10 protein-coding genes and 1 pseudogene are annotated in these 11,523 nt (G+C 47.8%); 9 read left to right on the top strand and 2 right to left on the bottom strand.

The features are described 5' to 3' along the window. On the top strand, positions 1-696 hold a 696-nt coding region (locus H6F50_RS03420), incomplete at its 5' end, for a fatty acid desaturase (RefSeq protein ID WP_190426351.1). A gap of 57 nt (positions 697-753) precedes the next feature. Here the strand turns inward: H6F50_RS03420 and aroH are convergent. After that, entirely contained in the window at positions 754-1,188 is a 435-nt protein-coding gene (gene aroH, locus H6F50_RS03415) for a chorismate mutase (protein WP_199291973.1), read from the bottom strand. Positions 1,189-1,260: 72 nt separating this feature from the next. Continuing rightward, on the bottom strand, positions 1,261-2,082 hold the full coding sequence (sppA, locus tag H6F50_RS03410; protein WP_190415662.1) for a signal peptide peptidase SppA: 822 nt from the start codon (positions 2,080-2,082) through the stop codon (positions 1,261-1,263). Between the two features lie 432 nt (positions 2,083-2,514). On the opposite strand from sppA, the gene H6F50_RS03405 reads away from it, so the two are divergent. The 8 genes and pseudogenes from H6F50_RS03405 to H6F50_RS03370 form a co-directional block, all read left to right on the top strand. Continuing rightward, positions 2,515-3,636: a DMT family transporter gene (locus H6F50_RS03405; protein ID WP_190426349.1), complete on the top strand. Its 1,122-nt coding sequence runs from the start codon at positions 2,515-2,517 to the stop codon at positions 3,634-3,636. Positions 3,637-3,874: 238 nt separating this feature from the next. After that, positions 3,875-5,188 (top strand): HEAT repeat domain-containing protein, encoded by a 1,314-nt coding sequence (locus H6F50_RS26895; protein ID WP_190426346.1) that lies wholly within the window; start codon positions 3,875-3,877, stop codon positions 5,186-5,188. 60 nt (positions 5,189-5,248) lie between these two features. Continuing rightward, positions 5,249-6,322, top strand: coding sequence for a glycosyltransferase (locus H6F50_RS03395; protein WP_190426355.1), 1,074 nt, complete (start codon positions 5,249-5,251; stop codon positions 6,320-6,322). A 16-nt stretch (positions 6,323-6,338) separates the two neighbouring features. Continuing rightward, positions 6,339-7,280: an LD-carboxypeptidase gene (locus H6F50_RS03390; RefSeq protein WP_190426354.1), complete on the top strand. Its 942-nt coding sequence runs from the start codon at positions 6,339-6,341 to the stop codon at positions 7,278-7,280. Positions 7,281-7,429: 149 nt separating this feature from the next. Continuing rightward, positions 7,430-8,650, top strand: coding sequence for a hypothetical protein (locus H6F50_RS03385; RefSeq protein ID WP_190415666.1), 1,221 nt, complete (start codon positions 7,430-7,432; stop codon positions 8,648-8,650). A 281-nt stretch (positions 8,651-8,931) separates the two neighbouring features. Beyond that, on the top strand, positions 8,932-9,981 hold the full coding sequence (hemE, locus tag H6F50_RS03380; protein ID WP_190411105.1) for a uroporphyrinogen decarboxylase: 1,050 nt from the start codon (positions 8,932-8,934) through the stop codon (positions 9,979-9,981). A gap of 59 nt (positions 9,982-10,040) precedes the next feature. Next, entirely contained in the window at positions 10,041-11,018 is a 978-nt protein-coding gene (locus H6F50_RS03375) for an NAD(P)-dependent oxidoreductase (RefSeq protein WP_190426343.1), read from the top strand. Between the two features lie 269 nt (positions 11,019-11,287). Beyond that, positions 11,288-11,523 (top strand): annotated as a pseudogene (locus tag H6F50_RS03370) (B12-binding domain-containing radical SAM protein); the annotation flags it as partial.

Below are 11,523 nucleotides of genomic sequence, written 5' to 3'. Positions count from 1 at the left end.
GATGCTTGTCATAATTCTGCCCATCGTAACCGAGTCATCAATGCCATCCTGGGACATGGCAGTGCGCTGATGTTAGTCTTTGCCTTCCCAGTATTTACTAGGGTTCATTTGCAGCATCATGCCCATGTCAATGACCCGGAAAACGATCCAGATCATTACGTTTCTACTGGCGGACCCCTGTGGTTAATTCCGGTGCGGTTTTTATACCACGAAGTATTTTTCTTTAAACGGCAGCTGTGGCGAAAATATGAACTTTTAGAATGGTTCTTAAGCCGCTTGTTTGTCGGGACGATTTTCTATATCTCAATTCAATACCAATTCTTAGGCTACATTCTCAATTTTTGGTTTATCCCTTCTGCCCTGGTAGGATTGGCGCTGGGATTGTTTTTTGATTATCTGCCACATCGCCCTCATCAAGAACGCGATCGCTGGAAAAATGCCAGAGTTTACCCCAACCCCATCCTCAATTTGCTGATCATGGGGCAAAATTACCACCTCATTCATCATTTGTGGCCTTCCATCCCCTGGTATCACTACCAAAATGCTTATTACGCCACCAAGCCCCTCTTAGATGAAAAAGGCTGTTATCAAACTCTGGGAATCTGGCAAGGAAAAAATTTCTGGAGCTTTTTATATGACGTTTTTTTAGGCATCCATTTTCACAACAAATCACCTAAAAACCTAGAAAATAGCTAATAAATGTCATTAGTGATTCGTCAATGACTAGGGACGAATCACTAATGACAAAAAACCTCAGCGATGAAACGACTGAATCGTTGACTGCGAGGATAAGCTAACCTGAGACAAACTCCAATCCGGTCTTAGGCTTTTAGCTCCCCGCAGATAAGGATGGTAAATCGGTGGATGGGAAGCTGGCAAATTGACGTGAATTAAGAAGCGGATGCAACGCTCCAGCCCTCCCTCCACGTGCATTTGCTGAACATCAAGCAGAGGGACATTGTCCCAGTGGGGACGAGAGCGAGCGATCGCAGCGGGAAAGATCGCATCCAGATCCCGCGTCACCGAGAACGTGGCACTAATAATTAGATCCGGATGTAGTTGATTGTGTACTTCTAATTCATCGAGTAGTTCCGCTACCACTTCTCGAATTGCCTCAGCCGTGTTCTGTGAGGCAGTTGTTGCCCCGCGAATCGCTCGAACTCGCCACTCCACGCAAGCATCCTCCATTTTATAATTGGGATTTTGAATTTTAGATTTTGGATTTCAGAATCATCTATAATCTAAAATCTAAACTTCATACTAGGGTCGGTAAAGCCACAACGGCTGACCACTGGTAGAAAGTTCAAATTCTAACCAGTCTATCCCAGCTGATAGACTAGATGCCCCTTGAACTCTGCTTGATACCACACGATTCCAGAAAGGTTTGCGTTCTTCCAGGGTGTAACACTTCGTTTTTTCGGGATCGAGACCGACCAGTTCCGCAGCCCAACGGCGGGCATCTTCCTCAGTGCCGAGCCGGTCAACAACCCCCAGTTCTAACGCTTGTTGACCTGTGAAAATGCGACCATCGGCAAAACTTTTAACCGTTTCGGTTGTCAGCTTCCGAGCCTCAGCAACCGTTTGCACAAATTGCTGATAACTGACGTCAATCAGGTCTTGGAGAATATTCTTTTCCGGCTCGGTGAGTTCCCGGTCAAAAGCCAGAATATCTTTATAAGGACCCGATTTGATCACCTTGAAAGAAACGCCAATCTTTTCTAGCAAGCGCTCCAGGTTGTTTCCCCGGAGAATTACACCGATACTGCCGGTAATTGTGCCTGGGTTGGAAACAATGTGTTCGGCTCCCATCCCGATATAGACTCCTCCAGATGCGGAGATATTGCCAAAGCTGGCAACAATTTTCACCTTTTTTTGCAGGCGAGTCAGGGCTTCATAGATTTCTTGAGAATCCCCGACCGTACCACCAGGACTATCAATGCGTAGCAGTAAAGCTGGAAACTTTCGTTCTTCAACCGTTTTCAGGCTTTCTAGAACTTGTTTTCGGGTAGTACTGCCAATCGCACCAGTCACTTCAATCCGAGCAATTTGTTTACGAAACTTAGGCTGAAAAGGCCAGATCATGAGCAGGCAAGCAATGAATCGTGAATGAATGAGCGAATTAGAGAAGGAAGCAAATCCTGCAAAACAGTAAGTGTTTCCCTAGGAATGCTGGCTCTTTCTCTAGTTTGCACGATCCGCATCGGTTTCGTTGGGTTGCGGGTGAAGCCTGAAAGCTTACCAGAAAGAAGGTTTTCCCTAGCTCCCCGAATTTAACGGGTACTTACAAGTAAAAACTTACCCTTTTGTCGGCATCCCAACAATTTGCTAAAGCGCCTTAACAGAACTACATATTAAGTACAATTAAGTAAATAAACGCGCAACCAGCCAGAAAAAGAGCAAGAAACTGGAAAAATTTTTAATAAATTCAGTTGCGACTTCTGGAAGGGCAGCTCGTGATGACCTGCTTCAAGAGTGCTGATTTGGCTCTGTTATGTACGCCCACAAAGAACTTTTATGCAGCTAAAACTCACAGAATCCAAAATTCCGTTGGCACCCTTGCTGCTGATTGCCCCCTTTTTCTTGTGGGGAACGGCGATGGTGGCAATGAAGGGTGTTATTCCAAATACGACGCCCCTGTTTATGGCTGGTGTCCGGTTGGTGCCTGCTGGGGTATTGGTATTAGTTGCTGCCTTTTTGATGGGGAAACCTCAACCGAAAGGCATTCGGGCGTGGCTGTGGATTAGTTTGTTTGCTTTGGTTGATGGTGCTTTGTTTCAAGGCTTTTTAGCCTTTGGATTAGTGCGAACGGGTGCCGGGTTGGGTTCGGTGATGATTGACTCTCAACCCCTAGCAGTGGCTTTGCTGTCCTGTTGGTTGTTTGGAGAAACCATTGGGCTGTGGGGCTGGCTGGGGTTGGCATCGGGAGTGCTAGGGATTAGTTTGATTGGCTTGCCGGATGATTGGATTATCAATCTCTTCCACGGCAACGCGATCGCTGGCTCGTTTAGCTTCACGCACTTGTTTGAGAGCGGGGAATGGCTGATGCTGCTGGCGGCGCTGTCGATGGCTGTCGGAACAGTGCTGATTCGTTTCGTTTGCCAGTATGCCGATCCGGTGGTGGCGACTGGCTGGCACATGATTTTGGGCGGATTGCCTTTGTTTGCACTCTCCCAAGTGTGGGAATCTGACCAGTGGGTGCATCTAAATACGTCTGGCTGGATAGCATTGAGCTACGCAGCCGTATTTGGGAGCGCGATCGCCTATGGTTTATTCTTCTACTTTGCCTCTAGCGGCAATCTCACCAGTCTTAGTTCCCTCACCTTTTTGACACCCGTGTTTGCCCTCTTTTTTGGCAATCTACTTTTGGCTGAAGTTCTCAGCCCTCTTCAATGGCTGGGAGTGAGTCTAACCCTTGCCAGTATCTATCTAATTAATCAGCGCGAGAAGATAGCCGAACAAGTGCGTTTGCAAAGCCTGCGCTTCGGGCAACCCTCTACATCTGTTGAAACCAGGGTGACACAAGAAGAAAGCAAAACCGAGCAAATTTCTCTCTTAGAGCCATCCGAGCCATTACCCTATCAATCACTGCCAATACAAGCGAAAGAATCCGAAACCGAGATTTGGCAAAATCGGTAGAAATGAATAGGATGACAGACAAGTTAGCCGCTAAGATTTGAGAGCGAGTTGAAACTTTCTGTTATGATCAGCCCAATATTCACACTTGCTCCCAGAGCCGCTCGCCCAAAACATAGGGATGAATTGCTCGCTAACTATTTAGAACGAATAACTTCATGCTGGTACTAGAAGCTAAGCAGAAAATTATCAGCAAAGGATCTTGTCTGGTTGTATTCACTTAGACAGGTTTCCCAAAACTATGTTCTACCGCTCCACATGGCTTCTAGTTACCTGGATTATCTGTCTGGGCTTTATCCCCAGTTCGGGTGAGAATTCCACAGGATTGCCGTCAGCGATCGCCACTTCCCCCCCCAGTTTACCCGTCTCCCTAGAACTGGCTCAGGCGAGTTCCCCAAACCCTAAAAACGATTTGCCTATCCTTCAAGTAGGCTCTCAAGGCTTTGAAGTCGCAGAACTGCAAAAGTCACTAAAGCGTTTGGGACACTACAATGGGCCAGTAGATGGCGTTTATGGCCGAACGACAGCAGTTGCTATCTCTAAATTTCAAACATCTGTCAGGTTAACGCCTGATGGAGTTGCTGGTTCCACGACTCAAGAGCGGCTTCAGGCAGCCGAAGCCGCAAAATCTTCTCCGGCTCCCACCCCAAAACCCAAGGCGGCTAAACCGAGTTCTGAAGGGAATCGTCTCTGGTGGTTATTAGGTTTAGCAGCAGCATCAGCTGGGGTCGGATTAGGAGTTTACTTCTTGCTGAAATGGTTAGGCAACCTCAACAGAGAGGAAGAGCCGGAGTCTGGAGCTGAGGAATCGGATGAAAGCCGCTACGAAGACCCTAAAGATGCCAATCATCCCGCAGATATCCATTCTCACCCGATAGAAAATGACAATGGCAATAACGGCTATCATGCCTCTGCTTTGACCCTTTCAGAAACAAGCAATTTAGAAAAAAGCAATTTAGACGGGAGAACAACCGCACAAAAGCCAATAGAAGCAGTTAGCGAAGCGAAGCCGTTAGCACGGCTGCGAAGCAACGAGGCAAAAGCGATGGGAGAAACCACTCGCCTCCCCAAAATTGATATTGTTAATGAATTAATTAAAGATTTACAGGGAGCCGATCCGACAAAACGACGCAAGGCGATCTGGGAGCTGGCACAATGCGGCGACTCCAGAGCTATTCAGCCCTTGGTGGATCTGATGATCGACTCGGATTCTCAGCAGCGCGGCTTAATCTTAGAGGCGCTGTCGCAAATTGGCACCCGCACCCTCAAACCGATGAACCGGGCACTCGCGATCTCGTTGCAAGATGAAAACCCTGATGTTCGCAAAAATGCAATTCGGGATTTGACAAGAATTTATGACACGATCGGTCAAGTCAGCAATTTATTGCGTCACGCTGCTGAAGATCGGGATTCCGAGGTTCAGGAAACAGCGCGGTGGGCGATAGGGCAGTTAAATCGGCTTCGCTTGAATCCTGGCACGGATAATAATTTGCCCGCTTTGCCAAATTCCCAAAATTCCTCTAATCATCCGCCAGAGGAGTCAGAAAACCGCTAAATTGGCGTCTTGACAAGAGTTTAAATTTATTGTTTATCGTTTAGAGTCTAAAAGTTGTCCATCTTGCATCGTCCATTGAAACTGTTGTTGCTCTCAACCTCGGTGGGCGCTCTCGGCACGGGGTTGGGGGGCGGCGTAGAACTAACCCTGCTCAACGTTGCCCAAGAGCTGCTCCGGCGGGGACATACCCTCAAAATTGTGGCTCCCCAAGGTTCTGTGCTGGGAGATATTCCAATTATCGAAATTGCTGGAGAACTCCAGACAACGGCTCAGACTCAAGGACGGAGTGCCCCGATTGTCATGCCGGAGAATTCTGTGCTGGGCAATATGTGGGATTATGCGCGGCAAGTCCAAGCTGACTACGATCTGATTTTCAACATTGCCTATGATTGGCTACCGTTCTATCTAACGCCATTTTTTAATCGAGCGATCGCCCATTTCGTGAGTATGGGTTCTCTCTCGACCGCGATGGATCGCATCGTGGAACAGATTTCCGTCCAGTTTCCTGGTACGGTTGGCGTCTACACATTGACACAGGCAGAAACGTTTCCCAGTCCGTCGCACTATCGGATTCTCGGAAGTGGTCTAGATTTATCGCTTTATCAATTTTGCTCAGAACCTTCCTCCGCCTTGGCTTGGGTAGGTCGGATTGCTCCAGAAAAAGGTCTAGAGGATGCCGTTGCCGCTGCCAAAATTACCGGCATTCCCCTAAAAATTCTTGGCAAAATGCAAGACGATGCATATTGGAAGCAGATTTGTCAAGATTATCCCGATGCTCCTGTAGAATATGCAGGATTTTTCTCCACATCCGAACTGCAACAGCATTTAGGCAATTGTCGGGCGTTGTTGATGACACCTCGCTGGGTGGAAGCGTTTGGCAATGTGGTGATTGAGGCGCTTGCTTGTGGAGTCCCCGTCATTTCTTATTCCAGAGGTGGCCCGACTGAAATTATTCAGGATGGGAAGACGGGCTTTTTAGTGGAGCCGGATAGCGTGGCGGGGTTGGTCGAGGCCATTGGACGCATCGATCAACTTGACCGCTATACTTGCCGCCAACAAGCCGAAGCGGAATATTCCCTGGAAGCACTGGGCGATCGCATGGAAGAATGGTTTCGGGATATCTTGCAAAATTAAAACTTAAACCAGAAGAATTTTGGATTTTTCCGCGTACCAACTACCCCCGCCTTTACAAACTGGCGACTTGCTGCGAGTCATTGCTCCCAGTGGTGCCTTGCGAGAACAGGAAGCGTTCCACAAAGGTGTGGAAATATGGCGATCGCGCGGCTACCGAGTCGAAATTAGCAGCGGCGTTGAGGAACGGTGGGGCTACCTTGCTGGTCGCGATGACAGCCGCCGCCAACACCTCGCAGACGCTTGGAAAAACCCTAAATGTAAAGGCATTCTCTGTGCCAGAGGCGGTTATGGTAGCGCCCGCTTACTAGAAGATTGGTCTTGGCAGGGTGCGGAACAAAAAATAGTAGATTTTTTACACCGGACTCCCAAATGGCTAATCGGCTTTTCTGATGCCACTGGCTTGCTGTGGAGCCTCGGTAAAGTTGGCATTGCAGGGGTTCATGGCCCGTTGCTAACTACCCTTGCCGCAGAGCCAGAGTGGTCGATTCAGCGGCTGTTCGATTGCGTAGAAGGTCGCCCTCTAGAACCCTTAAAAGGAGTCGGCTGGGGCGGCGGTAAGGTCAGCGGCATCTTAATACCGGGCAATCTGACGGTAGCCACGCATTTTCTGAACACGCCCGTACAGCCCCAGCTAGCAGGCGTCATTCTCGCTTTGGAAGATGTGACTGAGGCTCCCTACCGCATTGACCGAATGTTAACGCAGTGGCGGATGACAGGGGCTTTTCGGAAAGTCAAAGGGATTGCCTTGGGGCGCTTTAGCCGCTGCGAAGCTCCGCCGAACATTTCTAGCTTGACGGTGGAAGAAGTATTGCGCGATCGCTTGGGGAATCTTGGCATTCCCATTGTCTCCGATCTCCCCTTTGGTCACGATGGCCCTAATGCAGCTTTACCCTTGGGAATCCCCGCTCAGTTAGATGCAGATCGCGGCAGTTTGAGTTTTTCCTCTACCGAGCAATAATACTTAGGTGCTTCTAGATTGCATCAGTTGAGCAGGCATTTCAAACCGGCTTTACAAGTTTGAGGTGCCTGGACTCTGGGAACTATGGATGGATATCATCTGTCCAAACAGAAGGAAGCAGTTCTTGTTTATAGGAAAACGGGTCTACCATGATGGGTCGTAAGTTTATTAATAGGGTTGCGGCAAGTGTCGCGATCGCCGGGATGATGTTTACGGGGATCTCCGATATCGCTGGAGCAGCAACCGCACTAAAAAATGGTGAAAACGTTAACGGGTTCATCCGTACTAACTCTCCCACCTTCACCTTTAAAAACCAATCTCTAAGGGGTACTCCTGTCCAGAAAGCCTATGGTGAGGAATTCCTGATTAATGCTAAGCAAGGTGATGCAATCGTTGCCGCTGTTGATGTAGAAGACGGTAGTACTCTTTTGCCTATTCTAGTTCTAGTTTCCTCACAGAGTGGGGCGCAGGTTGCCTACGATGACCGATCGGGTTTGGTGAGGTATCGAGTGCCAACGACTGGAGAATATAAACTTCGCGTGTTGGGTAAGAACAACACTAGGGGGAGATACACGCTTTCAATATCTGGGATTAGCCAGACAACAACTTCCCAAAATCCACCGGCTCAAACTCCCGCGGGTCAAAAAGATGCGCGACAAAAATTTCTAGAAGATGAATATGGATTGAGAGTCCTAGAAAATTGTCCGGCGGTAAGGAGTAATGTTGTTGTTGTCACCTTCCCCGAATACGGTCAAAACTATACCTACTGCGCTAATCCTAACCGCAATATCAAGGCAGGCGAATATCGTTACGACGTTAGCAGCAATGATATCAAGCCAGGGGGTGCTGTTGCCCAAAATCCACCGGCTCAAACCCCAGCTCAAAATGACCCCCGGAAACAAGCTCTGCTCAATGAGTATGGGTTGAGGGTTCTGGATACCTGTCCAGAAGTAAAAACTTCTTTGGTTGTTGTCACGTTTACCGAATACGGTCAAACGTACAATTACTGCGCCAATCCTAACCGCCTTGTCAAAGCAGGAGCGTACACCTTTGACATTAGCAGTGGTGACTTAAAGCCGAAAACAACGACTTCCCAAAATCCGACTCAACCTACAGCTAACGATCAAAGAAGCCAACTGCTGCGAAATGAGTATGGCTTGACGGTTTTGGATAGTTGTCCTCCGGCAAAGAATTCTTTGGTGGTCGTGAACTTTACCGAAGCGGGTCAAACCTACACTTACTGCGCCAATCCCAACCGCGTTTTCAAGGCGGGGGAATACACCTATAACCCCACCACCCGCAACTTAGATACGGCTAAGAAACCGACGCGATGCACCGTTGAAATTAGTGGCATCTGCATTGTCAAATAACGTCAATAGGTAGTTAAAAAAGCACGCAACAGAAAAACCCGGTTGATTCAAGAAGCCGGGTTTTTCGCGTGTCGGAGAGTCACTCAGGCTCGCTGACTACTACTAGGGAAATGCACATTCCATGTCTCTAGGAGTTGATACCCTATCTAGAAGGGTTTAGCATGGATTGCCTCTCTCATGGCGGGCAAACTCAAGAGAAGCGATCGCAAAACTAAACTTGGGGAATCCGACAATGATAAGCTAAACAAATGCCTTTAAATAAGTCTTTAGGTGAAGTGTAAATGACCGTTGCAACCCAAGTTCCGTATCTGCTGAGGGCAGCCCGTGGTGAAGTTTTAGACCGTCCGCCAGTGTGGATGATGCGGCAAGCGGGTAGATATATGAAAGCTTATCGAGATTTAAGAGATAAGTATCCTGCGTTTCGCGATCGCTCGGAAAAAGTAGAACTGGCAATCGAAATCTCCCTACAGCCGTTTCGCGCCTTTGAGCCAGATGGGGTAATTTTATTTTCTGATATTTTAACTCCGTTGCCGGGACTTGGCATTCCCTTTGATATCATCGAAAGCCGAGGACCAGTCATCGATCCGCCCATCCGCAGCCAAGAGCAAATTGATAAACTGCATCCTCTAGAACCTGGGGAATCGCTGCCTTTTATCGGTGAAATTTTGCAAACATTACGCCAAGAAGTCGGCAACAAAGCAACTGTCTTGGGTTTTGTGGGTGCCCCTTGGACGCTGGCAGCGTATGCCATTGAGGGCAAAAGCTCGAAAGACTACGCAATTATTAAGAGCATGGCTTTTTCAGAGCCAACAATGCTGCATCAATTTTTGGGTAAATTGGCAGATGCGATCGCAACTTACGTCCGCTACCAAATTGATAGCGGTGCCCAAGTCATTCAAATGTTCGATTCTTGGGCAGGACAACTGAGTCCGCAAGATTATGAGACATTTGCTCTACCGTATCAGCAGCGAGTTTTCAACCAGGTAAAACAGACGCATCCGGATACTCCCCTGATTCTCTACATCAATGGTAGTGCTGGCATTCTGGAGAGGATGGCACAATCCGGCGCGGATATCGTCAGCGTAGATTGGACGGTAGACATGGCAGAGGCAAGGACAAGACTTGGCTCAAACATCGGTGTACAGGGAAATATGGACCCCTGTGCCTTATTTGGCTCAAAAGAGTTCATCCGCGATCGCATTTATGACACGATCCGCAAAGCCGGAAACAAAGGTCATATCATGAATCTCGGTCATGGTGTTTTACCCAGTACCCCCGAAGAAAACGTAGCTTTCTTCTTTGAAACTGCCAAATCAGTCAAAAATCATTAGTCATTAGTCATTGAACTAAAGACAAATCATTCTTGACTAAGGACGAATGACCAACCCTTATGAACCCCAAGCGGATTTTGGTAACTGGTGCGAGTGGCTGCATTGGTCACTACATTAGCGAAAGCCTGATTCAAGAAACCGAACACGAGCTGTATCTGTTAGTCAGAAATCCAGACAAACTGCAAATTGACTACCAATCTCGACCGGGAATCACCGTTGTAAGAGCTGATTTGCGAGACATTGAACGAGTGGGAAATCTACTCAAGACAATCGATGTCGCGATCTTAGCTGCAACCGCTTGGGGCGGCTCCCAAGCGGTATTTGACGTGAATGTGATTAAAACCATCCGGTTGCTAAACTTGCTCGACCCCGCAGTTTGCGAACAAGTCATTTACTTTTCTACTGCTAGCATCCTCGGACGCGACAACGAATTATTGAAAGAAGCGGGAGAACTAGGGACAGACTACATTCGTTCTAAGTATGACTGCTTGCAGCGATTATCGAAATTAGCGATCGCACCCCGCATCACTACCCTCTTTCCGACCTTGGTTCTCGGAGGAGATGCCAACAAACCCTACTCCCATCTTTCTTCAGGATTGCCAGGGGTGGCAAAGTTGATTGACCTGATTCGCTTTTTTAAAGCTGACGGCAGTTTCCACTATATGCACGGGCGAGATATTGCCCAAGTGGTACGATTCCTAATCGAACATCCTCCTGGCCCCTCGGAACCTCGACAGCTGGTTTTGGGTCAAGCACCCATAACGGTCAACGAAGCCGTAGAAGAAGTTTGTGCTTATTTAGACAAGAAAATTTATTTTCGCGTGCCCCTGTCTCCCTGGCTAGCTGATTTCTTCATCCTCTTGTTCCGAATTCAGATGGCACCTTGGGATCGGTTCTGCTTGCGCTACCGTCATTTTACCTACCAAGATCCCGTCAATCCTGCTACCCTGGGTCTGCCGAATTACTGTGCCACATTCAGCGATGTGCTAAAAATAAGCGGAGTTCAAAAAAAGCAGCTGACAGCTAAGAACGAGTAGAAATTAGATTTAAAAGGTTGTTTTAACGCAAAGGTACGCAGAGGTTAGTGCAAAGGTACGCCAAGGAGGTTAGAGGCTGTCTTCAGAAGAGTTCCTTAGACATATCAAGACCTCTTACTGATTTTCTACGTACCTTTACGTCACCCTTGGCGTACCTTTGCGTTAAAAAAGCTATCAGACTTAACCTAAGCTTGCCAGATTCAGCTAGGCTCGTGTGCTATGTATTAGCTAATAGCTGAAATTTAAAAAGGTGTGAGGTTTTAAATTCAATGAAAGTTTTATTAGTTTATCCCCTGTTTCCTAAAACTTTTTGGTCTTACGAAAAAATTCTGGAATTAGTCAATCGCAAGGTTTTATTGCCGCCGCTGGGTTTAGTCACCGTGGCGGCAATTTTGCCTCAAGAGTGGGAATTCAAGCTGGTCGATCGAAATATCCGCACCGTTACAGAACAAGAGTGGGAATGGGCAGATGTTGTCATTCTCTCGGCAATGATTGTTCAGAAAGA

The sequence above is a fragment of the Coleofasciculus sp. FACHB-712 genome, from assembly GCF_014695635.1.
Taxonomy (GTDB): domain Bacteria; phylum Cyanobacteriota; class Cyanobacteriia; order Cyanobacteriales; family FACHB-T130; genus FACHB-T130.
This window is presented reverse-complemented; position numbering and strand designations above follow the sequence as displayed.

What these genes read in the sequence shown, in the direction of transcription:
- H6F50_RS03375 (WP_190426343.1), top strand. Translation starts at nt 10,041, where the DNA reads ATGAACCCCAAGCGGATTTTGGTAACTGGTGCGAGTGGCTGCATTGGT.
- hemE (WP_190411105.1), top strand. Translation starts at nt 8,932, where the DNA reads ATGACCGTTGCAACCCAAGTTCCGTATCTGCTGAGGGCAGCCCGTGGT.
- H6F50_RS03405 (WP_190426349.1), top strand. Translation starts at nt 2,515, where the DNA reads ATGCAGCTAAAACTCACAGAATCCAAAATTCCGTTGGCACCCTTGCTG.
- H6F50_RS26895 (WP_190426346.1), top strand. Translation starts at nt 3,875, where the DNA reads ATGTTCTACCGCTCCACATGGCTTCTAGTTACCTGGATTATCTGTCTG.
- aroH (WP_199291973.1), bottom strand. Translation starts at nt 1,188, where the DNA reads ATGGAGGATGCTTGCGTGGAGTGGCGAGTTCGAGCGATTCGCGGGGCA.
- H6F50_RS03385 (WP_190415666.1), top strand. Translation starts at nt 7,430, where the DNA reads ATGATGGGTCGTAAGTTTATTAATAGGGTTGCGGCAAGTGTCGCGATC.
- sppA (WP_190415662.1), bottom strand. Translation starts at nt 2,082, where the DNA reads ATGATCTGGCCTTTTCAGCCTAAGTTTCGTAAACAAATTGCTCGGATT.